Origin of the sequence: Rhizobium sp. SRDI969, assembly GCF_025152725.1 — a bacterium.
Taxonomy (GTDB): Bacteria; Pseudomonadota; Alphaproteobacteria; order Rhizobiales; family Rhizobiaceae; genus Rhizobium; species Rhizobium leguminosarum_I.
In genome coordinates this window covers 452,648-476,929 of record NZ_CP104035.1, presented here as the reverse complement: position 1 = coordinate 476,929, position 24,282 = coordinate 452,648, and the positions used below count along the sequence as shown (strand labels likewise).

At 57.9% G+C, this 24,282-nt stretch carries 16 protein-coding genes and 2 pseudogenes; 8 read left to right on the top strand and 10 right to left on the bottom strand.

Annotation, left to right across the window (positions count from 1 at the left end; translation table 11 throughout):
- Window positions 1–28 precede the first annotated feature (28 nt).
- From N2A41_RS02300 to N2A41_RS02290, 3 genes are all read right to left on the bottom strand, one after another.
- Window positions 29–877: a hypothetical protein gene (locus tag N2A41_RS02300; protein ID WP_260110150.1), complete on the bottom strand. Its 849-nt coding sequence runs from the start codon at window positions 875–877 to the stop codon at window positions 29–31.
- 154 nt (window positions 878–1,031) lie between these two features.
- Window positions 1,032–1,181, bottom strand: coding sequence for a hypothetical protein (locus tag N2A41_RS02295; protein WP_222385716.1), 150 nt, complete (start codon window positions 1,179–1,181; stop codon window positions 1,032–1,034).
- A 407-nt stretch (window positions 1,182–1,588) separates the two neighbouring features.
- Window positions 1,589–1,867, bottom strand: a complete 279-nt coding sequence (locus tag N2A41_RS02290) for a hypothetical protein (protein WP_260110149.1) — start codon at window positions 1,865–1,867, stop codon at window positions 1,589–1,591.
- 258 nt (window positions 1,868–2,125) lie between these two features.
- Between N2A41_RS02290 and N2A41_RS02285 the strand changes: the two are divergent.
- The 6 genes and pseudogenes from N2A41_RS02285 to N2A41_RS02260 form a co-directional block, all read left to right on the top strand.
- Window positions 2,126–2,725, top strand: a pseudogene (locus N2A41_RS02285) (CBS domain-containing protein); the annotation flags it as partial.
- 337 nt (window positions 2,726–3,062) lie between these two features.
- Window positions 3,063–5,522 carry a phosphoketolase family protein gene (locus N2A41_RS02280; RefSeq protein ID WP_260110146.1) on the top strand — a complete coding sequence of 820 codons (2,460 nt, stop codon included), beginning with the start codon at window positions 3,063–3,065 and terminating at the stop codon, window positions 5,520–5,522.
- 16 nt (window positions 5,523–5,538) lie between these two features.
- Window positions 5,539–6,108: a histidine phosphatase family protein gene (locus N2A41_RS02275; protein WP_260110145.1), complete on the top strand. Its 570-nt coding sequence runs from the start codon at window positions 5,539–5,541 to the stop codon at window positions 6,106–6,108.
- Window positions 6,109–6,186: 78 nt separating this feature from the next.
- On the top strand, window positions 6,187–10,098 hold the full coding sequence (locus tag N2A41_RS02270; RefSeq protein ID WP_260110144.1) for a GH36-type glycosyl hydrolase domain-containing protein: 3,912 nt from the start codon (window positions 6,187–6,189) through the stop codon (window positions 10,096–10,098).
- Between the two features lie 5 nt (window positions 10,099–10,103).
- Window positions 10,104–11,423 carry a glucoamylase family protein gene (locus N2A41_RS02265; RefSeq protein ID WP_260110143.1) on the top strand — a complete coding sequence of 440 codons (1,320 nt, stop codon included), beginning with the start codon at window positions 10,104–10,106 and terminating at the stop codon, window positions 11,421–11,423.
- A gap of 282 nt (window positions 11,424–11,705) precedes the next feature.
- Window positions 11,706–12,028: pseudogene (locus N2A41_RS02260) on the top strand (IS66 family transposase); the annotation flags it as partial.
- An 86-nt stretch (window positions 12,029–12,114) separates the two neighbouring features.
- Here the strand turns inward: N2A41_RS02260 and N2A41_RS02255 are convergent.
- Window positions 12,115–13,800 (bottom strand): ABC transporter ATP-binding protein/permease, encoded by a 1,686-nt coding sequence (locus N2A41_RS02255; RefSeq protein ID WP_260110142.1) that lies wholly within the window; start codon window positions 13,798–13,800, stop codon window positions 12,115–12,117.
- A 300-nt stretch (window positions 13,801–14,100) separates the two neighbouring features.
- A complete protein-coding gene (locus tag N2A41_RS02250; RefSeq protein ID WP_222385709.1) occupies window positions 14,101–15,279 on the bottom strand; it encodes an acetate/propionate family kinase in 1,179 nt (392 codons plus the stop codon).
- Between the two features lie 406 nt (window positions 15,280–15,685).
- On the opposite strand from N2A41_RS02250, the gene fba reads away from it, so the two are divergent.
- Window positions 15,686–16,750: a class II fructose-bisphosphate aldolase gene (fba, locus tag N2A41_RS02245; RefSeq protein WP_260110141.1), complete on the top strand. Its 1,065-nt coding sequence runs from the start codon at window positions 15,686–15,688 to the stop codon at window positions 16,748–16,750.
- 128 nt (window positions 16,751–16,878) lie between these two features.
- Here the strand turns inward: fba and N2A41_RS33290 are convergent, their stop codons facing one another.
- Complete coding sequence (locus N2A41_RS33290; protein ID WP_311202875.1) at window positions 16,879–17,010, bottom strand: hypothetical protein; 132 nt, start codon at window positions 17,008–17,010, stop codon at window positions 16,879–16,881.
- A 1,353-nt stretch (window positions 17,011–18,363) separates the two neighbouring features.
- Here N2A41_RS33290 and N2A41_RS02235 point away from each other — a divergent pair.
- Window positions 18,364–20,346, top strand: coding sequence for an acyltransferase family protein (locus N2A41_RS02235; RefSeq protein WP_260110140.1), 1,983 nt, complete (start codon window positions 18,364–18,366; stop codon window positions 20,344–20,346).
- A 300-nt stretch (window positions 20,347–20,646) separates the two neighbouring features.
- On the opposite strand, the gene N2A41_RS02230 is transcribed toward N2A41_RS02235, so the two are convergent.
- The 4 genes from N2A41_RS02230 to gmd all read right to left on the bottom strand — a co-directional run bounded on the left by N2A41_RS02230 (window position 20,647) and on the right by gmd (window position 24,113).
- Entirely contained in the window at window positions 20,647–21,669 is a 1,023-nt protein-coding gene (locus N2A41_RS02230) for a class I SAM-dependent methyltransferase (protein WP_260110139.1), read from the bottom strand.
- A gap of 218 nt (window positions 21,670–21,887) precedes the next feature.
- Window positions 21,888–22,010: a hypothetical protein gene (locus N2A41_RS02225; RefSeq protein ID WP_260110138.1), complete on the bottom strand. Its 123-nt coding sequence runs from the start codon at window positions 22,008–22,010 to the stop codon at window positions 21,888–21,890.
- Between the two features lie 90 nt (window positions 22,011–22,100).
- Window positions 22,101–23,051, bottom strand: coding sequence for a GDP-L-fucose synthase (fcl, locus tag N2A41_RS02220; RefSeq protein ID WP_311202874.1), 951 nt, complete (start codon window positions 23,049–23,051; stop codon window positions 22,101–22,103).
- The gene (gmd, locus tag N2A41_RS02215; RefSeq protein WP_017967134.1) at window positions 23,052–24,113 is read right to left on the bottom strand and encodes a GDP-mannose 4,6-dehydratase; all 1,062 of its coding nucleotides are present in this window, start codon (window positions 24,111–24,113) and stop codon (window positions 23,052–23,054) included. It abuts the gene before it with no gap.
- Window positions 24,114–24,282 lie beyond the last annotated feature (169 nt).

The following is a 24,282-nucleotide window of genomic DNA, read 5'->3' as shown; positions in this document are numbered from 1 at the left end:
TCCAGTCGTGCCGGATATCGTTTTGGCGTCATTGGCGACCTGATGCCCAGAACAGTAGCCCGCAGGTGATGCCCACGCGCGAACAAGCGCGGCGGCGTCGCAGGTGGCAGGCAAGGGCAAACACCTTATGGCGGTCCGCCACGACGTCGAGAACCTTATTCGCCGCGGCAACATCTTCTACTGGCGCGCTCGTGTTACTACAACGCGACCAAGGATGCCGCCGTCGACGCGCTGGCCGAGCATAAGAGCCGGCCGAGATTGATGCGGATCGATGCTTTCGAAGCTGAAGACGAAGACGGCACGCCACTATTATTGAGGGCGAGGTCGGACCGTCTTCGGCGCGATCGGCCGCAGCTTCCGCTGCCGCTACGATCGCCGAAGACGCCTGGTCGCTGATGAGCCGGAACTCGCTGCCCTGCTGGCGACCGAGCACGATCATACCGCCGAGCAGGCCGCCGACTACCGGATCATTGCCGGGATTGGTCTTGATAGTGAGCGCCGATCCGCCGTTGAAGGCAACCGTGACAGGCGTGGTCGTGTTAGTGGCAAAAATCGGAAGCCAGATCAGCGCCGTTTCGGAGATCGGAATGTCCGTCGTCGCCTGGATCGCGCTAGCCGTGCCGGCTCCGACGTTCGAAGCCGGGATGAACGGGAACGGCAGATCGGCGACGCGCGCCCACGTGCCGAGGCCGGAAGCCCCAGACTTCTGATAGAGGCCGTTATATGCGGTCGTCGGGTCGGCGATGACCCACGCCATCGTGTTATCGTCGTGGGCCACATCGGCAAGCAGAAGAGCATTCGTCAAAAAAAACTGGGCTTTTGACGACTGATGATCCTGTGATGAAGCTTTCGAGGTAGGTGCCCCAAGCTCGGACATCCGGTTTTGATGGCTTGTGGTTTCCAGACGCCGGAATGCCGTCCGAAACGAAGTCGCGCCAAACCTGCCTTGCAGTTAATGGCATTCAATTCTCCATGAAAAAAGCCGCGCAGAGGCGGCTGTGAAACTGTGATTTTGGTGACGTGGCGTTGGGCTATGCCCAGCCGGCTCCGTCGCTGAAGGTGGTTTCGTCGTCGAAGGGAATGCCCGTGTCTTCTGTCGCCTCGGCAGGCGGCGGGTTTGTTTCGTCTTCAGCTTCGGGCGCAGGTTTTGGGTCGCTCGTTGGGGCGGTGGTGATTGTCATGGGATTTCCTTTGATTAAACTGCGAAGAGGCTCAAGCGGCCCGTGACCCCTTGGCGGGGACATGCTGAAGAAGCGACCCATGCTGGTCCAAGCCTTTTTACGGGAAATTGACGACCGACCGGGGGTGTGCGACTTTGGTGTGAAACGTGAGGGTCCGACAATGGTCGACATAGTCAGAGAAGGCTCTTTTAGAGATGGTTTCGAAGTTGGCTACAGAACCGTACGCGGGACAGCCGTAGCCCTTCCTAGTATTCCGGAACAACCTGTCACTCGCGGCAACAGCACACCGTTTCTGATGGGAGTGCGCAGAGGCATTGAGGGTGCCTTGGGTAAGGATATCGACGACTCGTCGCAGGACTAACGCCCAAAGCCACCCACGCTCTTGATAGCCTTCCGCCTGGAGTTGACTAACGACGCCGCTTGCCGCGGCGAACTGTCGGCTGCCCGAACTCTTTCAGCGCCCACGGCTCGCCTTGCTCAGGGTGGCGCGGGATTTCAAGAAAGGAGTCACCAAGTCGGCGCCAGGCTGCCTCAGCAACATCGATCGATGGACGGTGGTAGGCATTTGTCTCGATTCCGAGCTCTGCCAGTTCGTCGAAGAAATCGTGGCCGCTGGAGAACACGAAAAACCACTGATCGAGCCCATCGATCGAGCGGCGCTTGCCAGCTTTTCGTCTGACTGGCATATCCGATGCCGAATATGACGTGATCCTTGCTGTCGGCTTCGCGCATGGGAGGCGAGATCGCGAACGGCCGGCGCCGGATCTGGTCGAGGAAGCGCCCATCGAATTAGGGAGAACCCGCAGACGCCCTACGAAAGTGACATTTTTGATCGCTGTGGATCGTCTCCCAGGTTCTGCAACGCCTTTCCGGGACCGAGCGCTCTCCGCGGCCATCAAGTCGGCTTCCAGGACACCTGTACCGAGGTCATGCTTACCTATCGCATTAGCGGTGTTCCGGTCATCGACGATGCGGGTTGCCTCGTCGGGATCATCAGTGAGGGTGATCTGCTGCGCAGAACGGAATTGGGGCGGGGAACCATCGCCGAACTCGGAACGTCAGTACTTACCGCCGGGGAGCAAGCTACAGATTACGTCAAGAGTAACTCGTGGCGGGTTGCAGACGTCATGAGCCGCGCGCCAGTGGTCGTGGAAGAGGACGCGTCGCTTGGACGGGTTTCCGGGTTGATGCAAAAGCATGGCATCAAGCGCATTCCCGTTATGAGAGAGGGCGTGCTGGTCGGCATCATCAGTCGTGCAGATCTTCTGAAAGTGATTGTTAGAGCCGACCTAGACGAAACCGCGCGAGGTGACGAAGCCGTCCGTCGCAGCATCGCGATACGGCTCAGCGAAAATACGGGTCTTCTCGGAAGAGACGTGACCGTAGCCGTAACCGACGGTGTGGCTCATCTATGGGGAAACGTTGACACGGCAGAGTGCAAGAAGGCGGCGCGCGTTGCTGCCAAAAGTGTTCGCGTCGTGAGAGGAGTGGTTGAGCATTTCTCCGAAGATCCGAAAAGATCTGCGATCGCGCGTTCGGATTAAACGTCAGGCACCGTCGATTTTAACTGTGCTTCGGATGCATTTCGTGCGAGTATTAGAACGCGTGAATATTTGCAAACTGGGACGAAGCTGTTTTGGATAGCCGAGCGGGACATATGCTGGGCGATAATCACGGACGCGCCAGCGTTTCATGCTGATGTCCAAACATGCTGCTGTGGCAATATTCGGTCGATAACGACTGCGCTACGAACTGTGCCCTTGCGGCCAGCATCCCAATGCCAGGGCGTTCGCCCCAGTCGCTAGCAGTTTTGAAAATTCGACGATTTCTCACCTTGAAAGATCTTACCGCAGCAATCTGGGCTCAGAGGAGGAGGCACCCATGGTTTCGCTCAAGACGGCAGGAGACGTAAAGGTCGCCATGAAGGAGAACACGGCAGCGGGCGGCCCCCTTTCGGCGGAAGAATTGCAGTCGATGGATGCCTACTGGCGGGCATCGAACTATCTGTCGGTCGGACAGATCTATCTTCTCGACAATCCTTTGCTGAAAGAACCGCTAAAGCGCGAGCACATAAAGCCGCGACTGCTTGGTCACTGGGGCACGTCGCCAGGCTTGAACATGCTCTACGCCCACCTCAACCGCGTTATCAAACGCGATGATCTCAACATGATCTACGTCATCGGGCCGGGACATGGCGGGCCATCGTTGGTCGCGCACGCCTATCTCGAAGGCACCTACAGCGAAGTCTACCCTAACATTGGCCAAGACACGGAAGGCATGAAGAGGCTGTTCAAACAGTTCAGTTTTCCAGGCGGCATCCCAAGCCACGTTGCTCCGGAAACACCCGGCAGCATTCACGAGGGCGGGGAACTGGGCTATGCCCTCAGCCACGCCTACGGCGCGGCGTTCGACAACCCGGATCTAATTGTCGCCTGCGTCGTCGGCGACGGAGAAGCCGAGACGGGGCCGCTTGCAACAGGCTGGCAAAGCAACAAGTTCCTGAATCCTGCTCGCGATGGCTGTGTGCTGCCGATCCTGCACCTGAACGGCTACAAGATCGCCAACCCGTGCTTTCTAGCCCGCATTCCCCGCGACGAGCTAAGGAAATTTTTCGAAGGCATGGGTTACACGCCATATTTCGTCGAGGGCGATGAGCCCGCGAGCGTGCACCAGCATCTGGCAGGCGCCCTTGATACCGCAGTGGCGGATATCCAGGAGATCTGGGCAGATGCCCGCGACAGGGGCAACGTGAAGCGTCCCATGTGGCCGATGATCGTTTTCCGCACACCGAAGGGCTGGACCTGCCCGCCTGAGATAGACGGCAAGAAGTCGGAGGGCTATTGGCGGTCGCACCAGGTGCCGATGGGCGACATGGACAAGCCGGAACACCTCCGCATTCTCGAAGCATGGATGAAGAGCTACCGCCCCGAGGAACTGTTTGACGACGGAGGCCGGTTCAAACCGGAGCTGGCAGCGCTTGCCCCCGCAGGGCATCGTCGAATGAGCGACAACCCGCACGCCAACGGCGGATTGCTGCTGCAGGACCTGAAGATGCCCGACTTCCAGGACTACGCGGTATCCGTGCCGAGCCCTGGAGCAACCATCGCCGAATCGGCGCGGATGATGGGGGCGTTTCTCCGCGATATCATGAAGATGAACATGGAGAGCAACAACTTCCGCCTGTTCAGCCCTGACGAAAACAACTCGAATCGCTGGCAGGATGTGCTCGAAGTCACCAACCGCTGCTACATGGCGGATATCTATCCGGAGGACGATCATCTGGCGCCGGACGGACGGGTGATGGAGGTGCTCAGCGAGCATCAATGCCAGGGCTGGCTGGAAGGCTACCTGCTAACCGGCCGGCACGGCTTCTTCTCCTGCTACGAAGCGTTCATTCACATCATTGATTCGATGTTCAATCAGCACGCCAAATGGCTGAAGGTCTGCCACGAGATCCCATGGCGGCGGTCGATCGCCTCCCTCAACTACTTCCTGAGCTCCCACGTCTGGCGGCAGGATCACAATGGCTTCAGCCACCAGGATCCGGGGTTCATCGATCATGTGGTCAACAAGAAGGCAGATGTTGTCCGGATTTATCTGCCGCCGGACGCCAATACGCTGCTCTCCGTGACCGATCACTGCCTGCGCAGCCGCAACTACGTCAACGTCATTGTCGCCGGCAAGCAGCCTGCCCCGCAGTGGCTCACGATGGATCAGGCCATCAAGCATTGCAGTGAGGGCCTTGGCATTTGGGAATGGGCAAGCAACGACAAGGGCACCGAGCCTGACGTCGTGATGGCATGTTGTGGGGATGTTCCAACACTTGAGACGCTGGCAGCGGTCGAGCTAATCCGGGAGCATCTGCCGGAGCTGAAGGTCCGCGTCATCAATGTGGTTAACCTGATGAAGCTGCAGCCGCCGGAAGAGCATCCGCACGGGCTGCCGGACCGCGATTTCGATGCTCTGTTCACCAAGAACAAGCCGATAATCTTCGCCTTCCATGGCTATCCTTGGCTCATCCACCGGCTCACTTACCGCCGCACCAACCACGGCAATCTGCACGTCCGCGGCTACAAGGAAGAAGGCACGACGACGACGCCGTTCGACATGGTGGTGCTGAATGAGATGGATCGCTTCCATCTGGTCGAGGACGTGATCGACCGGTTGCCGCAACTCGGTGCGCGCGCAGCCTATTTCAAACAGGCTATTCACCATAAGCTGATCGAACACCGGCAGCACATCGAAAAATATGGCGACGACGTGCCCGAAATCTCGAGCTGGACGTGGGGACAGTCGGCTGCCTTGGGAGAGCTGCGATCGACAGAGGCAGACAACGTCTGAGCCAGGAGGGCTGGACGTGAAAGTATTCGTGATCAGGCATGGGGAGACCGAGTGGAGCCTAAGCGGGCAACACACGGGCATGACAGACGTCCCCTTGACCGACAACGGACGACAACAAGCGGAACGGATGCGGCCATTGTTGGCTCGGCAAACATTCGCGCTCGTTCTTGTGAGTCCGCTGCAGCGGGCACGGGAGACGTGTGACTTGGTAGGCTTCGGCACCAAGGCCATCATTGAACCAGGCCTGATGGAGTGGAACTACGGCGAATATGAGGGCCTGCTGCCCCAGCAAATTCAGGCGAAAAGACCGGGTTGGTTGGTTTTCCGTGATGGATGCCCCGGAGGCGAGACGCCGGGGCAAATTGGTGCTCGGGTGGATCAAGTCGTGGCGCGCACACGGGCTGCAGATGGCGACGTTGCGTTGTTCGCGCATGGGCACGTGCTGCGCGTGCTTGCAGCACGATGGATCGGCCTGCCACCGGGTGCCGGACAGCATTTTCTCCTGAATACCGGCACGTTGAGCATCCTTACCTACTACCACGAGATACCGGCAGTGAGGGTCTGGAATGGACAAGTCTATGAGTAGTGTGCGGGACAGCTGCCAGCAGTTGGTGATGGTCTTGCTTTCGTGGTGGGCGTCGTCGTTCTAAGTGGGAAAACGTTGATGGTAAAATCAATTCACGGCCACAGAAACCCCGAGGCGGCGGCGAGACACGATAGCGTCGCGGAAATGGCGGATCCGAGTTCCGCTGTCGCGTTGCTTTCCAACGATCGGTACAGTGTCCTGGTTACAGCCGCCGGGGCGGGTTACGGAACATGGCAAGGGCTCGACATCACCCGGTGGCGCGAGGACAGCACCCGTGATTGCTGGGGCCAATTTTGTTACGTTCGGGATCTGACTGACAACGAGCTCTGGTCCATCGGAAAGCAGCCATTGTTTCGGTCCTCGAATGTCTATGAGCACGCCTTTTACGGAGACAGGGCCGAATTCCGCTGTCATGCCGGTGACATTGATATCCTCACGAAAATCTGTGTCGTACCCGATCTGGATGCGGAAGTGCGTATGCTCACGGTCACGAACCATGGCACACGGGAGCGAATCCTCGAACTGACAAGCTATGCCGAAGTTTGCCTGAACAATCGTCGCGCGGACATGGCGCATCCGGGTTTTGCCAAGCTTTTTGTCGAAACACGATATGACGAGGCGACAGGCGCCTTATTTGCGCGCCGCAGGCCCCGTGCTGCCGAGGAGAAAGCCACATGGGCAGTTCACGTTTCTTCATCGAACCTGCCGTCTTCCCAAGCGGTCCAATATGAAACCGATCGGCTGAGATTTCTTGGCCGGGGCCGGACAACGGCCAACCCCGTCGTATTCGACGCGGGTGCATCGCTCTCCGGAACGACTGGCCCCGTCCTCGATCCGATTTTCTGTCTGCGGCGGACGGTTCGTCTGGCGCCAGGCGCCAAGGCACGCGTGGCCTTTGTCACAGGCGCTACAGATGACAAGTCAGCCGTGCAACTCATCGCCGAAAGATATGCCAAGTTCGACACCGTCGAGCGAGCGTTCTCCGACGCTTCAGAGACATACGAAAATGAGCTTCGCACGTCGAACCTGAAATCTGGCGATGTCTCGCTGTTCAATCGGCTGGCCGGGAATGTCGTATTCGCGAACCCGGCCATGCGGCAGGCGGCTGGGCAGCCCCAGAGAGATCGATTGGATCGAACCGCTCTGTGGGCCCATGGTATCTCCGGCGACCTTCCGATCGTGCTTCTCCGAGCCATTGGCGACAGGGATGATGCCTTGGTTAGCCAAGTGACGATGGGCCACGATTTCGCCGGTCGTAGGGGCCTGAGATTCGACCTGGTACTACTCGACGACAGCGCAGCCAGCGCCAAGCGACAGACTGAAACGCTGCAGTCAGGCCCGCACGCCGAAATGATCGGTAAACCTGGCGGAATCTTTGTCCTTTCCGAACCCGATACCGAAAGCGATCACGTGGCGACCATCGCCGCGGCAGCGCGCATCGTCCTGCTGGGAAGCAGCGGCACACTTGCCCATCAGCTCAACCTGCCTTCCCCCGCTCTGCCACCTCTTTCACAGACGTTAGCCGTTCGGGTGAGCGGGCAACCTGCGGCCCCACATCCCGACGCGCTCGAGGATTTACAGCACTGGAACGGATTCGGGGGCTTCACGCCCGACGGACGCGAGTATGTCGTGCGCGTGGATGCGGTCAGCCCCAGAGCCCCCGCCTTGCCACCGGCGCCTTGGACCAATGTGATCGCAAATCCTAATTATGGCTGCCTGACAACCGAAGCCGGTCTTGGCTACACCTGGTCAGAGAACAGCCAGATGAACCGGCTGACGCCGTGGTCGAACGATCCGGTTACGGATGCACCGGGCGAGGTCCTCTATTTGCGGGATGAGGAAACCGGCGATGTCTGGACGCCGACGCCCCTACCGCTCGGTCCCGGTGCGGTCGTGACTGTTCGTCACGGCCAAGGTTACAGCCGGTATGCAAGTTACAGTCGTCATCTCAAGCAAGAGCTGACGGTATCGGTCGCGCCTAACGATCCGGTCAAAATCATGCGTCTCAGGCTTAGCAACGAGGACACCCGCGTTCGGCATGTGACCGCAACCTATTTCGCCGAGTGGGTGCTTGGGTCGCAGCGCGAAGAGACAGCAACGCGGATCGTCTGCGAGCGGGATGCCAGATCCGGTGCGATCGTAGCCAACAATCCCTGGGCCGGCGATTTTGCCGGAAAGCTGGCGTTTGCAGGCGCCAGTCAGCCGGCAAGGTCGGCCACGGCCGACCGTAGAGAGTTTCTCGGCAAATATGGTTTCGTGTTTCAGCCGTCGGCCCTGGAGCGAATAGATCTGGCGGAACGTTTTGGTCCGCTACTGGATCCCTGCGCCGCGCTGATGGTCGATATCTCCCTGCCCCCCGGCGAAAGCAGAGAGGTTGTCTTCGTCCTTGGAGAGGCTGCCGGCCTCGATGAGGTCCGTAGGCTCGTCCATGAGCATAGCGACCTCGAGCGCGCAGCCGCGAGCCTGTCGGCTGTCTGCCGCCAGTGGGATGACATTCTGAACACAATTCAGGTCTCGACGCCGGACGCGGGCTTGAACTTGATGATGAACCGCTGGCTGTTGTACCAGGTTTTGGCATGCCGCGTATGGGCGCGCACGTCCAACTATCAGTCTGGCGGCGCGTATGGATTCAGGGACCAACTGCAGGACGTGATGGCACTGGTCTACAGCGTGCCGAGCGAGGCCCGCTCACACATCCTGCGATCGGCGGCGCGCCAATTTGAGGAGGGGGATGTCCAGCACTGGTGGCACCCGCCATCTGGCGTCGGCGTTCGCACCCGGATCACCGACGACTTGTATTTCCTGCCTCTCGTCGTTCACCATTATGTCTCCACGACGGGCGACGTTCAACTGCTTGACGAGACTGTTCCCTTCATCACGTCACCGGTGCTGAGAGACGACCAGGAGGAAGACTTCAACCAACCAGCGACCAGCGAACAGTCCGGCACCATCTACGAGCATTGCGTCCGGGCGCTGGAGCATGGCTACCGTTTAGGCAGTCACGGACTTCCCCTTATGGGAACAGGTGACTGGAACGATGGCATGAATAAGGTCGGCGCCGAAGGCAAGGGCGAGAGCGTCTGGAACGGCTGGTTCTTTCTCACGGTCCTAAATTCATTTGCCACGATTTCAGCGTCACGCGGAGATGAAAGCCGTGCCGCCTGGTGCCGCGAACGAGCCGAGGCCCTGCGCATTGCCTTGGAAGCCAAAGCCTGGGACGGTGGCTGGTATCGCCGGGCATATTTTGACGATGGCACGCCGCTTGGGTCATCCCTGAACGACGAATGCCAGATCGACGCCATTCCGCAAGCCTGGGCCGTCATCTCCGGCGAGGCCGATGTGAAACGCACTTCGCAGGCAATGCGTGCGGTCCACGACCGGCTGGTGCGCCAGCAAGACAAGCTGATCAAGTTGTTCGACCCGCCTTTCGACGAAGGCGTGCTGCAGCCCGGTTACATCAAGGGCTATGTCCCCGGCATCCGTGAAAATGGCGGGCAATACACGCATGCGGCAACCTGGGTTGTCTGGGCGACGGCCTTGCAGGGCGACGGCGATCTCGCGCTAAAGCTTTGGAACCTGATCAATCCGATTTATCACGGTGCAACGAAGGATCAAGTCGAACGCTACAAGGTCGAACCATATGCGGTCGCCGCCGATATCTATGGCGCGCCTCCGCACACGGGGCGCGGTGGATGGACCTGGTACACTGGATCGGCCAGTTGGTTCTATCGCGCGGCGCTCGAGGCGATCCTTGGGTTTCGCCAGCAAGGGCGGTTGCTGCGGTTTGAACCGTGCGTTCCGGAAAGCTGGCCATCCTATGAGATCACATACCGAGCTGGATCGACGACCTATCGAATCCGTTTCGACAACACAAAGGGCATCGGCCGAGGCGTCCATTCAGTCACGCTGGACGGTGAACCCGTCGCGAACGGAGCCGTCCGGCTTGCGGAAGACGGACGTACGCACGATGTCCACGTCATAGTCGGTTAGCGGCCATGCCCGAAACGCTCTCAACCGACGCCGATCTCGACCGCATGCCAACCGACCAGGATCTCGGTCGGCTGCAGTTCACCACTGTCTTATACTATCTCCACTGCACCAATCCGGACAACGGCCTCGTCCGCGACAAGACAGAACCGAACGCCCCGGCAAGCATCGCGGCGATCGGCATGGCGCTGGCGACCATCCCCGTGGTTGTGGAGCGCGGCGTCCTCATCCGCGAATTTGCGGCAAAGATCACCCGCAGCCGCCTGAGATACCTGATGGCATGCCCGCAGGGACCTGAGCCGGATTCATCAGGTTACAAGGGCTTCTTCTATCATTTTCTGGATATCGAAACGGGCCGCCGAGTTTGGCAATGCGAGCTGTCGACAATCGACTCCGCTTTCCTGTTTGCGGGCGCCTTGACCGTTGCCACCTACTTTGATCGGGATACGGCCGATGAGGCGGAAATCCGCGGGCTCGCAACGGCGCTTTACGAGCGGGCCGATTGGAATTGGGCCCGCGACGGCGGCGCAACCTTGACGCATGGCTGGCGTCCGGAGAGCGGCTTCATCCCCTATCGATGGCGCGGCTATGATGAAGGCCTGCTTCTCTACATCATTGGTCTCGGATCCCCAACTCACCCGCTGCCGCCCGAATCTTACGCCGCCTACACCGAGAGCTACGAATGGAGGAATATCTACGGCCGGGAACTGCTATATTCGGGACCGCTCTTCACCCACCAGCTGTCACATATGTGGATAGATTTTCGAGGCATACGCGATGCGTTCATGCGCGAGCATGACACCGATTATTTCGAAAACAGCCGGCATGCGACATATGTCCAGCAGGAATACGCAATTCGCAACCCGATGAACTTCGCAGGCTATGGGGAGCATTGTTGGGGATTCACCGCCTGCGATGGACCCGGCTGGGGCAAGCGAACGATCGATGGGGTCGATCGGGAGTTCTTCGACTACATTGCCCGAGGCGCCCCCTTCGGACCTGATGATGGGACCGTGGCGCCCTGGGTCGTTGTCGCCTCGCTGCCGTTCGCGCCGGAGATCGTCGTGCCGACGGTGGGCAATTTTGCGCGGATGAATCTCGGCATGAGCCGGCTTTACGGTTTCAAGCCGTCGTTCAACCAGACCTATTCCATGGAAGCCAGTCCGACCGGATGGTGGGTAAGTCCCTATCACTTTGGCATTGACCAAGGACCGGTGGTGCTGATGATCGAAAACTATCGGACCGGCTTGCTCTGGAACATCATGCGCCAATGCAAGCCCATTGTGACCGGGTTGCGCCGAGCAGGTTTTTCGGGGGGATGGCTCTAGGTCGGATGTGTGTATCGTCTCGCGCGGATAGAGCCGACTACCGCCCTCGTTTCAAAGCAGAGGATGGGCTTCAGGTGAGGCGCCCGATTTCGAGGGGTCGAACAACGCATCGCCGGCTATTTCGTTCACCACGAAATCCCGTTTTTCGGCTCCAAGCGAAAGGAAGGCGCTCTCTTGGCTAGAGACTGGTCATCGTTGACATGGCTGCGGGACATATTCCCCGCGGCTGCCCTGTTTTGCGCGCTCGGCCTTATTAGTTTGCGCCAATTAATCCCTCATGAAAATTACATGCTGAACCGCTGGGCCACGTTTATCCGGTTCCTCGATGACGGCCGCATCTGCTCGTCGAATTATTGAGCAGAGCGATCGCTGCGCGGCGTGGCTTTGGGAAGAAAAGCATGGCTGTTTGCCGGTTCTGACCGCGGTGGTCAGCGGGCCGCGATTTATAGCTTGATCGTCACAGCGAAAAATGAACCACATAATCCGCAGGCTTGGCTTGCCGATGTACTTGCCCGTATCGCCGACCATCCGGCCGGCATGACCGACGATTTTCTATCGTGGAATTGGAAGGCGCAAGGCCGGCAGCTATTGCTGCGGCCGCGTAAACAATTCCCGAAACAGCTCCTCTGACCGTTGCAGGCCTTCTTGACCGTGATTGGTCGGTAGTTCTTGCGGGCCATTTCAGTAAAGATCAGACTCGGTTCGGTGCCCACGTCCAGCGACCATCCTCACTGTACTCAAGGACCGCGTGATACAGATCACGCGCGTCGTTGGCTTCTCCGCTATTGATGCAGGTGATCGAACGGTCGGAAAGGAGGCGCAGGATCTTGCGGAGTTTTTCGGACCCCAGTGTCGTGTCGACTCGATCCAGGAAGACGACCTGCGGCGGCGCGAGCAGAACTTTCGCAACGGCTAAGAGCTGCTGCTCAGTCAGCGAAAGCGACATTTCCCAGCCTTGTTCCTTATCCAACCCGCCCGCCTGGCTCACGACCCGTTCGAGATCAAGTTCGCGCAACACCTGGAACATTCGGTCATCCGAAATTTCGCCTGCATTCTCCAGAGGCACAAGAATCTGGCGCAACGTCCCTGGCGGCAGATAAGGGCGTTGCTTGAGAAACACGATGTCGTTGGAACCAGGGCGAATTATGCGCCCTGTGCCGGGCGTCGGAATGCCCGCCGTCGCTCTGAACAACGCCGTCCCCGGAGCCTGGCTAGGTCCGGTGAGCAACACGAGGGTCCCGAGCGGGATCGATACCGACAACTCCTTCAGCAGAGGAGTGCCGTTTGATGACAGCAAGGATAGCCGCTCGTAGGCCAAACACCCCCCTCGCTCGACAATCTCGATGGTCGACTCCGCGGTTGTTTGTGATTGTTCGATTGCCTCCAGTAAGGAGTTGAGCCGAGCGACCAGTACGGCAAAGTTCGAGATAGAGTGGAACTGGGTGACAATCAGCGAGAACGCGCCTACGAGCATCGCGAAGGCTGCGGCCGACTGTGTGATCACGCCAAACTCGATGTCTCCTCTTATGAATGCCGGAGCGACGATCAGAGCCGGAATAATCTGGATTAGCCAGTTATAGCCGGTGGTGAAGAACCCCACGTTGCGATTGACGGCCGTAATTCGGCGAAAGTTTGCGACCACATCGTCAAGTCGATGCGACAGGAGAATTTGCTGTCGCCCCTCGCCGCGCTCCAGGATGATCGACTCGGCGTTTTCCCGAACATGAATGAGGCTGGAGCGGAAGTTGGCCTCCTTGTCGAGTTGATCGTAGTTCAGATTGATCAGCGGCCGTCCGAGCAGAACCGTCAGATAAGAGCCGCTAGCCGCATAGAGGACAGCCACGACAAACAGCAATGGGCTGATTGACCACAGCACGCTGGAAAAGGCCACTATCGTCAGAGTGCCGTTGAACAGTAACAGGACAAAGGAGAGCGTCGTGCTGGTGAACGCGCGAACGTCATCCGCGATCCGCTGGTCCGGGTTGGTAAGTTGCCCCGAGACATCCAGGCGGTAATAGGTGCCATTGGCGAGATAAAGTGTCACAGCGCGCCGGGCTATGAATTCGCGCCAAAGTAGTGCCAGCCGTTCTTCGACAAATCGTGCGATGACCGAAAAAACTGTCAATGCAGCGAACACACCGACGTAAAAGATCGCTTGCCGGATGAACTCGGGGGTCTGGCGGTCTGCAATCGCGGTCATGAAGTTTCGGCCGACGTAGCTGTTGACAACGTTGAGGCCGCTTACGCCGAATAACAGCGCAGCGAGCCCCGCAAACATCAAATTGGCCTTCTTGCCGACATCGGAGCTCGAAAAATCCCGGATCGCGCGCGCAAAGCGAACTGCTGTTACCTTGAGCGGAATTTTCTGGCTATTCATGTCATCCTCCCTTTGGCAAACTCAATGACTTACGACCCAGCTGCAACCGGCGAACGATCGTCTTAACTTGAAATCGTCTTGCCGCTGCTTGACCCTAGGTCTCTATCGCGATTAGCCAGCATTCGACTTACGGAATTCCCGTCTGCTGTCATTTGCCCGCTCTGCTGTCCCATCGACTCCGCGCTCGAGCGAAGAACTGCTCCTCTGGGTTTTGCGGACCTTCCCGGGCAGCAACACGAAGGTCAGGATCGGGTCGAGAGCGGCTGAAGAAGCCGCCAAGCGCAATCCCAGCGTTTGCTTTCAGGACGTTGTGATGAGCGCAAGCGTATGGCGCGCGATCATCAGTTCCTCATCCGTCGGCAGAACATAGAGTGCAACGCGGCTTGCCGGAGCGGAAATGAGAGTCGCGCCCGCTTCATTGGCCGCGGGATCGAGTTCGGCGCCGAGCCAAGCAAGCCGTTCGCTGATGCGGGCGCGAATCTGGGCTGAGTTCTCCCCGACGCCGGCTGTAAACACGAATGCGTCGAGACCTCCGAGCGCGGCGGCAAGCGTGCCGACACTCAGCCCACAGCGATGGACGAAGTGATCGATCGCGAAGGCGGCACGCGCGTCGGCGCTGACAAGAAGATCGCGCATATCACCTGAGAAGCCGGAAAGGCCCTTCAGGCCGGACGACCTGTAGAGGAGATCGGTCACCTCCGCTGCGGTCATGCCCTTTTGATCGATCAAGTACAGCACGACACCGGGATCCATCTGTCCCGGCCGGGTGCTCATCGGCAAGCCGTCGAGCGCAGTGAAGCCCATCGTCGTCTCCACGCTGCGCGCCTCCTTCAGCGCACACATGGAGGCGCCGCTGCCGAGGTGGGCAACAATAACGCGTCCACCTGCGATGCCGGGCGCGACTTCGGTCAACCGCTCGGCGATATATTCGTAGGACAGGCCGTGGAAGCCGTATCGGCGCACGCCATGATCGTAATAGGTCGATGGCAAGGCGTAACAATCCGTATGCGGGGCGTGACCGCGATGGAAAGCCGTGTCGAAACAAGCGACCTGCGGCAGATCCGGATTGATCTCCATGGCGAGCCGGATGGGCGCCAGATTGTTTGGCTGGTGCAGCGGCGCAAGCTCCTGGAAAGTGGCGAGCGTGTCCAGGATGTCGTGGTTGATCAGGATCGGTTTTGCGTAGTCCGGACCGCCATGGACGACACGGTGACCAATTGCCCGGAGCGTGAACCCCTCGAGGGTCTGCAACCAGGCACGGGTTTCGGAGATGGCCGCCGGCAGGTGGTCGACCACGTCTGGCGTATATCGGCGATCGACTAGGACCGTTCCATCGGCGGCGCTCGCCACGAGACGAGGTCGTATGCCGATGCCATCGATCTGGCCCCGGATGCAGCGTTTGGGGCCAGTGTCGGCGATCTCGAAGATCTGAAATTTCAGGCTCGACGAGCCTGCATTGATGACAAGAATTGCGTCCATAGCTCAGGCCGCCACTTCTATTTTACGCCGACGGGCGGCGGCGTAGAGCGTCGTGAGCGAGCACGATGCCAGTCGGCTGCGCACGGAAACCCGAATGCAAGATTAGCACAATTCCCGCGGCGTCGGCATGCCTCCATTGATCGTTGATCAGGGTTCTCATCTTACCGGCTGCTTTTTGTCACCGCGCATCTAAGTGGTCTCCCGGCCAGATAGTTCTCGAGGATTGGACTTGTGCCAAATGCCGGCCGCTTTTTGCGCGAAGTTGCTCCCCGTACGATGCGGAGCCGGGCTTTTATATTTGCTGAGGTCGCAGTAACGCTTCGGGTTTCGACCAATCCGCGCTACAATGAGGATACATGCACTTATCTTCTGCCCCATTTCGGGCTGCTCAGAAGGAGAGAGCTTGATGGCACGCATTACATTAAGACAGTTGCTCGATCACGCCGCAGAAAAATGCTACGGAGTGCCAGCATTCAATATCAACAATATGGAACAGGCCCTCGCGATTATGGAGGCGGCCGATTCGCTCGACGCGCCCGCGATCATGCAGGCTTCTCGGGGCGCCCGAGCCTATGCCAACGACATCATGCTGAAGCACATAATGGATGCCGTCGTCGAAATCTATCCCCACATCCCGGTCTGCGTGCACCTCGATCACGGCAACGCACCGTCCAGTTGCATAACCGCCATTCAAGCCGGCTTCACATCCGTCATGATGGACGGCTCGCTGAAGGCGGATGCCAAAACACCGGCCGATTGGGACTACAATGTCGGGGTCACCAAACAGGTGACGGAGATGGCTCATCTCGGCGGCGTTTCCGTGGAGGGAGAACTCGGCGTCCTAGGTTCGCTGGAGACCGGCATGGGCGAAGCCGAGGACGGCCACGGAGCCGAAGGCAAGCTCTCGCAAGATCAGCTTCTGACTAATCCGGACGAAGCTGTCAAATTCGTCCGCGAAACCAGGGTCGATGCGCTTGCGGTTGCGATGGGCGCATCGCACGGCGCCTACAAGTTCAGCCGCAAGCCGGACGGGTCGGTGCTGGCGATGAACGTCATCGAAGAAATTCACCGTAAGCTCCCGAACACACATCTCGTCATGCATGGCTCGTCCTCGGTCCCGATCGAACTGCAGGAGATCATCAACCAGTACGGCGGTCAGATGAAGCCGACATGGGGCGTGCCGGTCGAGGAAATACAGGGCGGTATCAAGAATGGTGTTCGCAAGATCAACATCGATACCGATGTCCGAATGGCGATGACCGGCCAGGTCCGGCGTATTCTGCAGGAAGACCCCAGCGAATTCGATCCACGCAAATATCTGAAGCCGGCGATGACGGCGCTGACGAAGCTCTGCAAGGAACGGTTCGAACAGTTCGGAACGGCGGGCAAGGCTTCGCAAATCCGGCCGATTCCCCTTTCGGAAATGGCAAAGCGTTACAACTCAGGCGCGCTAGACCCGACTTTTTATTGATAGCGAATGGGCAGCGGACGCCGGAGCGTCCGCTGCCCTGCCCTCTGCTATTTCATCCAGGCTCTGGCCATGGAAGTCTTCAACGACGTCACGACGTCGATCTCCGCGGCAAGTCGCTGTTCCGTCCATCAGAGCCCCGCTGCGGCAATCCCGCAGACCTCGCCCAAGCCTTCCATCCTCAGCGTTCCCTCAATCGCACGCGTGCTGCGCCTGAGCACGATGTCGGACAGGTGGACGACGAGTTCCTGCGTGACGGCCACACCGATCTCGCCACCTCATTGCCGCGGTGACTCGTGAGTGCCATCATGAATGCCATGTGTGTACGCAGTGTCGCTTGCATCCGGGTGGGCGAATGAGGTTAGTGCCGCGGCAGTGGTCGCTATCTCAAAAAAACAAGATAAAGTACATGCCAACATCGATGGCACGCAGCGGTAATTGACACCAATCGAATTCATGCGTCTCCAGCTAATCCTGAACTGATGCCGGATTATGTAAGGACATGACCATCAGTTCCCACTGCAATCAACAATCATCGTCAGAGCGGTCGCCGTCACGCGTCTCTCATGGCTCGCCATGTGTCAGGGCCGACAATGGCCCCTCGATGCAGAGCGCAGGTGAAGGGTAAGCATGCACCGGGGGCATTCTTGGTACGGCAACGGACAGGAACGCAATGCCGGGGCCGTTTTTCCCGGCGAGAATTCATCGGTTCTTGGGACGAGGACACGCGATGAACCTGCTCGATACCCTTATACCGGCTGTTCAGAAATCCCGAGCACGCTCTACCGCGGCGATACCGTAAGGCGTGGCAATCGTCGGAAATGCCAGCCGTGCAAGGGCCAGTTTCAGATCTGGCGGTTGGCCTGACTCAGTCGGTCGGTCCAGCAGGCCAGCAGACTGCTGCAAGACGCTGCCACGAGAAACAATCTGACGCCTCAGGCATCGCCAGTGCGGGCAAGGTGGGGCAAAAGTGCCCTTCAGCGAACGTGTCTATAAAGTCCGCTTTGGGTCGAAAGCGGAAATAATTGCCGCAATAGCCTTCCTGTTGACTGAGGCCCAAAGCCAGGGCACAAAGGTGACATCCACGGTCGCTCGCGGCGGGAAAACAGAGGGTATTTCGATAAGCCATTGACATGATGTGAGAATACAGGTTCCCCAGCCAAATTTTAAGCGTTGATTTTTCCAGTGAAACGCTTTTGCTTTTATCTGCCCTCCCCGTCCCTTCCTCCAATGCCTGCTTCCTTTTCTGCCCTGATCATTTAAATCGACGGGCGCAAGATGTCAGCGGAGCTGACATCTTGGCTCGGGCGAGCATTTACGCATTACACGCGCTTATTTCGATTTCTATTGATTTCGGCTTCGGCCTGACGTCTTGTCGCTTCTGGAACGGCCCGTAGACAAAATTGGTCAGCGACTGGGAAAACAAATGCAGACTAATGAGGTTCCGGAATGCTGATTTACAACAGCACTGATAATAAAGATTGAAATCGGCCGCGCCCGCAGATCTTATCAGGCTATACTGTTCTCCCTCCAGGATCTCTGTGTTAGGCAGCCCAAAAGCGCCAATGTTGGGCGCGACAACGTTACGCTCTGGATATCGAAGGCAGGCGCTAGCATTGAAGGTTCACAGACCAGAGATCGATGGCTTAAGGGCCATCTCGGTGATCGCGGTTATTCTGTATCACGCCGAGTTCACGGTTGCCGGCCACACGTTGCTGCAGGGCGGATACATCGGCGTCGATGTGTTTTTTGTGATCAGTGGCTTTCTGATCTCCCAAATTCTGCTGACAGAAATCGAAGCAACGGGGCGTATTGATTTCCTCAAATTCTATGCTCGGCGTGCGCGAAGAATTCTGCCGGCGTTGTTTGCAGTCGTTTTCGCGACAATGCCCTTTGCATATTACCTTTTATTACCATCGGAACTTCTGGATTTCGCGAATTCCATAGGTTCGTCGCTCCTATTCGGATCGAATATCTATTTCTATTTTACTGCGGCCCAGTACGGGGAGCCCAACACCCTTCTCAAGCCCTTTCTTCACACCTGGTCGTTGAGCGTCGAAGAGCAATTTTATATCGGGTTTCCCCTCTTATTGCTGATCGTGCGCCGATACCTGAAATCAAGGTTTTTGCCATGCGTGTTGCTTGTGGCATCCCTCAGCTTTGTGTTGTGTGTCGTGACGGTACGGTATGATCAGCAACAAGCCTTTTACTCGCCACTCACCCGCGCTTGGGAACTGCTGGCCGGAACGCTTCTCGCCTATCACGAGGTGGGGCGTGGACGAACTCGCCCTCGGCCGTTACTCGCGGCGGCCGGGCTTATCCTCGTTCTTGGTTCGCTCATCTTGTTTAGAAAGGACACGATTCATCCTGGCTTGGTAACTGTGATCCCGGTCATTGGGACCTGTCTGGTGCTCGCATTCACCAGTCAGCAGGACGCGGTCGGGCGCCTGTTGGCTTCTCGACCTGCGGCGCTCACCGGATTAGTATCCTACTCTTTATATTTGTGGCATTATCCGGTCTTCGCCTTCGCGCGGCTGACAAGCTTGAATTTCAACAATGGCGATAAGCTCCTCGCCATCGCAGCGACGGTCTTGGTCGCGGTGGTCAGCTTTGTCGTTATCGAAAAGCCCCTTCGCCGCACCAGGAGAAGCCGCGCTCTCTGGATCTACCTAAGCTCATCAGTTGTAACCATCACGGCTGCTGTTGTGTCAGCAGTCTCTATGGCCGGTTTTCCTCACAGGTTGGATCAAGTTTATCCATCTCTCGCGCAGACGAACGAAGCACGACTCGAAAGCACTTTTCTAAGCTTGAACAACAACATTCAAGCCGGGAAGCCCGTTATCTTCATAATTGGTGACTCGTACGCCAGAAACTGGTCAGTCGCGCTGAAAAGTTACATCGATGCGGACCGATATCAAGTCGTGGCAATCAGCTACTTAAACTGCATGGTGGAGATCAAGAACGATATTGTTAAGGCCCCCTCTCGCGCCAGCATTTACGACAAATACTGCATTCCCTTTGAAAAATATATCAACGACAAGTCATTGCTCAGCCGAACGAAAGCGATATTCCTGACGAGTCATCGGCCTTTTGAGTACACTGTCAACCCGTTTAGGTTTGAGCTTCTTTCCTGGATGAAAAGCCACTCGGATAACGCGCGAATTTACGTCTTCGGAGATTATTTCCAGCTAGACGACTTGCACTCGTGCCTGGGGCTAATGCTTCAGACAAAATCTGATGCCTCTACGTGCCTGCGATTGGCGACCTATCCACCAGCCAACCAGACCATAGCGCAACTGCCATTTTTCCCTTCTGATCTTGCATTCAACTACGTCGATATCATCAAGCTTCACTGCGACTACGACAAGGAGAAATGCCTCACCAGCAGCGGGGGTGTTCCGTTTATGACAGACTGGACCCATCTGACGGCAGAATTTCTGACGACCTTGATTGGTGACATTTTGGAAAAGAGAAGCGCCGACCTACGGGGCGGCGGTCTCCTCAATTTCCTGGTACTGCCGCACGCCAGGCAATCCGAACGAACTGCAAGTTCTCAGCCGAACGCTGGTCGAACGTCTTCCACCTCTCCATCAGATTAAGCGGCCAGACGCCGGGAAGACGGTGAACTACCCCATCGACTCGGTGAGTTGGTTCTCATCGCGCATGAACTGGAAGCAGACAATGAGCGCCTTCCACTTCCCGTCCTCATACCAGACGTCGCTGAGCTCGATCGAGCCGGCGTGCATTTGGGTCACGTTGATCAGACAGCGGTCGCATAGTTGCCCTGCAGCGCATCCCTGAGCGTCAGCGTGCCCGGGATTGCGTCAATGACGTTCATCTGCCAGCCTTGACGGCACGCCCGTGTAATAGAGGACGATGGGAGCGCCAACCTCTTGCTGCTATTCAAACAGGATGAGGCTTGCCGGAGTTGGCGGCAAGGGTTTGACGATGACGCCGGCAAGACCGGCCAGTCCTGCCATCTCAGTCAGTTCACTTTGCGTATAAGCCTGGCCCGCCGGCGTGCTGGCGAGCATCTCCCAAGAGAAGGCCGCAGGAAAAGGCGGCGACACGCCATCTTCGTTCGGTACGAAATCTACCGCGACGATCCGACCACCCTCTGCAAGGCTCGCGACGATCTTTCGTAACAGTTGGGCACAGGTCGGCAGATCGAAATGGTGCAGAAAATTCGGGAGCAGGACAAGATCATAACCCGTGCTCCATTCCACATCAAAGGCACTGCCGGCAATTGTCTGGTACCGGTCAGACACGCCGGCATTTTCCGCATTCTGCCTCGACAGCTCCAACACGGCGGCCCAGTCGACCGCGACGATCTCCGCCGATGGAAGGGCCTTCGCAATTTCGATCCCGAAAAAGCCTGGACCTGCAGCAATGTCCAAAACTTTCTTGGGATGCCTAGTCCAGCCGGAGATTTCGTCAGCGAGTATTTTGGCGCTGAGCCCCGTGAAGGAGCCCATGCCGCGCGCAAACTTCAACCAGACGGGATTGTCCGCCGAAAGGTTTGCAAGTCCGGCCGAACCGCCGTTTCGCACGATGGCGGCCGGATCGCACAGAAAATTGTCGAGTATTTCGGGTGCAGCGACGAACTCGACGGCAGAGCCCATATAGGCTGGCGAATTGCGATCGAGGAACATTCTGGTCGAGGGCGTCATTCGGTACTGGCCGCTCTCCTTTGTCAGGAATCCGTGGACCACGAGATAGTCGCAGAGGATGCGCACCCCACGCTCCGAGGCGCTTGTCGCCGACGCCAGCAATGCGGCCGTTTTGCCCTCGCCGATATGAGTAAAGAGATCAAGCTCAATGGCCGCCCTGATCGCTGCCGTCTTCCGGCATGCAAACAGTGCATCGACCACGAGTTCGGGCGACACGACGCCAGCATGGGCGTCCTCGACGATTGTTTCCATGGGATCCCCCCAGAGGCCCGCGACCGGTCTTGTCTGGCAGCGCCAGTCGCAGAATATGCGCATATTCGCATATTCCACAATACTTACCGCGCTAGCCCTATCGGGCTCTCCCGCCTCAATGGCGGAACTGTCCTGCCGACCGCCGCTACTCGAGTTGCTCGTCGGCAAACTGCAGATCGAACCGCCCTCTCGGCCTGATCCCGACGGGTGGTGGAGCTTCAGGCTACAAGGCCATTCCGGACCTGCTGGCCATTCTGGCGGGCAAGCCCAGATCGCTTCTGTTCAGCCGGCTCAAGCAGTTTCGGCGCATCGCCACCCGTTACGACAAAACGGAAGGTCATTCGCTGCATTCCTCGCTCCGGCTGCCGTGCGGGTCTGCTGCCATCATTCACGGGATAGCCTAGGGAATGCCGGTCATCACCGACCTGGTATCAGACCGCTGGATCAGATCTGTTTTCGAACTCAAGGAACCAAGCGTAAGTAGCGCGGATGCCATCCTCAAGCGAAATGCGCGGTTTCCAGCCCATGTCCTGCAGCTTCTGATTGCTCATCAATTTTCGCGGCGTGCCATCAGGCTTGGAAAGATCATGAATGATCTCACCTTCGTAACCGACAACGCGGCATACCAAACGCGTCAATTCGATAATTTCGAGATCTGTGCCCGAGCCGACATTGACGTGCTGCGAGCCCGAATAGGTTTTGAGGAGAAACACCAACGCGTCGGCGCAGTCGTCGACGTGAAGGAATTCTCGGCGCGGGGTTCCTGTGCCCCAGACCACCATATGCGGGTCATTGCGAAGTTTCGCGGCATGCGCCTTGCGGATAAGCGCAGGCAGCACGTGACTGGAATTCAGGTCGAAATTATCGCCTGGGCCATATAGATTGGTGGGCATGGCGGAAATGTAATCGTGGCCGTATTGCTTACGGTATGCTTCCGCGAGCTTGATACCGGTGATCTTGGCAATCGCGTACCATTCGTTGGTCGGCTCAAGCGGACCGGTCAACAGAGCCTCTTCGGGAATCGGCTGCGGAGCGAGCTTGGGATAAATGCAGCTTGAACCCAGGAACAGCAGCCGGTCCACTCCCGCCCGGTGGGCGGCTTCGAAGATGTTCGCTTCGATAATCAGATTGTCATAGATAAATTCTGCGGGATAGCTGTCGTTCGCGAGGATACCGCCAACCTTGGCCGCGGCGAGAATGATCGCGTCAGGTCGGGTTGCTTCAGCAAATTTCTCGACCTCCTCCTGCCGCGTCAAATCGACCTCCCGGCGCGTGGCCGTGATGACGTTGCAATCTTCGGATTGAAGCCGACGCACAAGAGCACTGCCGACCATACCGCGATGGCCGGCAACCCAGATTTTCTTGTTGGACAGGTCGTACACTCAGATCTCTTTCCGGCTGTTTTGAGCCTTCCAGTGCTTGACATCCTCCCGTACCATTTCAGCGGCGAGCTCGCGAACCGGCGTCTTGTGCTGCCAGCCGAGTTTCTGACGTGCCTTGGTCGGGTCGCCAAGCAGAAGATCGACTTCTGTCGGGCGGAAATATCGAGGATCGATTTCTACAAGGCACGCACCGGACGCGGCGTCATAGCCCTTTTCATCGACGCCGGACCCCTTCCATTCCAAAGCAATGCCTACGTCGGCAAAAGCCCACTCCACAAACTGGCGGACACTCGTCGTCTCACCGGTCGCCAAGACGTAGTCATCCGGCTTGTCCTGCTGCAGCATGCGCCACATGCCCTCGACATATTCACGCGCGTGGCCCCAGTCACGCTTGGCGTCAAGATTGCCGAGGAAAAGCTTATCCTGTCGCCCCAGATGGATGGCAGCCACCGCCATCGTGATCTTGCGCGTGACGAAGGTTTCGCCGCGAAGCGGGCTTTCGTGATTGAAAAGAATGCCGTTCGACGCATGCATGCCGTAGGCCTCGCGATAATTCACGACGATCCAGTAGGCATAGAGCTTGGCTGCGGCGTAGGGAGAACGCGGGTAAAAGGGCGTCTTCTCGTTCTGCGGCACTTCCTGCACAAGACCGTAGAGTTCCGAGGTCGACGCCTGGTAGAATCGGGTCTTTTTCTCGAGCCCTAGGATACGGATCGCTTCGAGCAACCTCAACGTCCCGACGCCATCGGCATCCGCCGTATATTCAGGCGTTTCGAAGCTGACGCCCACATGGCTTTGTGCGGCAAGATTGTAGATTTCATCGGGCTGCGTCTGCTGCACGATCCGCAGCAGGTTGGTCGAGTCGATCATATCGCCATAGTGGAGGATGAAACGAGGATGTGTCTCATGCGGATCCTGATAGATATGTTCGATGCGGCCGGTATTAAAAGACGACGACCGCCGCTTGATACCGTGCACCGTATAGCCCTTGCTCAGAAGCAATTCGGCCAAGTAGGCACCATCCTGACCGGTCACCCCTGTAATAAGCGCGGTTTTCGTCATTTTTTCACATCGTCTTTCGATACAATCTTCGGGTCGTGTTTATGGAAACGGCCGAACGAGTGCAACCCCCATGTAACTGCGGCCAGGCTGGCGAAATGAGTATCGTCAATCTCCGCGGTTGACGTGAGATTGGCACACATCGGGCAAGAGGTCACCTTGCCCTTCAGTT

What these genes read in the sequence shown, in the direction of transcription:
- N2A41_RS02255 (WP_260110142.1), bottom strand. Translation starts at nt 13,800, where the DNA reads ATGAATAGCCAGAAAATTCCGCTCAAGGTAACAGCAGTTCGCTTTGCG.
- N2A41_RS02225 (WP_260110138.1), bottom strand. Translation starts at nt 22,010, where the DNA reads ATGACCTTCCGTTTTGTCGTAACGGGTGGCGATGCGCCGAAACTGCTT.
- N2A41_RS02270 (WP_260110144.1), top strand. Translation starts at nt 6,187, where the DNA reads ATGGTAAAATCAATTCACGGCCACAGAAACCCCGAGGCGGCGGCGAGA.
- N2A41_RS02295 (WP_222385716.1), bottom strand. Translation starts at nt 1,181, where the DNA reads ATGACAATCACCACCGCCCCAACGAGCGACCCAAAACCTGCGCCCGAA.
- gmd (WP_017967134.1), bottom strand. Translation starts at nt 24,113, where the DNA reads ATGACGAAAACCGCGCTTATTACAGGGGTGACCGGTCAGGATGGTGCC.
- N2A41_RS02290 (WP_260110149.1), bottom strand. Translation starts at nt 1,867, where the DNA reads ATGCCAGTCAGACGAAAAGCTGGCAAGCGCCGCTCGATCGATGGGCTC.
- fba (WP_260110141.1), top strand. Translation starts at nt 15,686, where the DNA reads ATGGCACGCATTACATTAAGACAGTTGCTCGATCACGCCGCAGAAAAA.
- N2A41_RS02230 (WP_260110139.1), bottom strand. Translation starts at nt 21,669, where the DNA reads ATGGAAACAATCGTCGAGGACGCCCATGCTGGCGTCGTGTCGCCCGAA.
- N2A41_RS02300 (WP_260110150.1), bottom strand. Translation starts at nt 877, where the DNA reads ATGTCCGAGCTTGGGGCACCTACCTCGAAAGCTTCATCACAGGATCAT.
- N2A41_RS02280 (WP_260110146.1), top strand. Translation starts at nt 3,063, where the DNA reads ATGGTTTCGCTCAAGACGGCAGGAGACGTAAAGGTCGCCATGAAGGAG.
- N2A41_RS02265 (WP_260110143.1), top strand. Translation starts at nt 10,104, where the DNA reads ATGCCCGAAACGCTCTCAACCGACGCCGATCTCGACCGCATGCCAACC.
- N2A41_RS02250 (WP_222385709.1), bottom strand. Translation starts at nt 15,279, where the DNA reads ATGGACGCAATTCTTGTCATCAATGCAGGCTCGTCGAGCCTGAAATTT.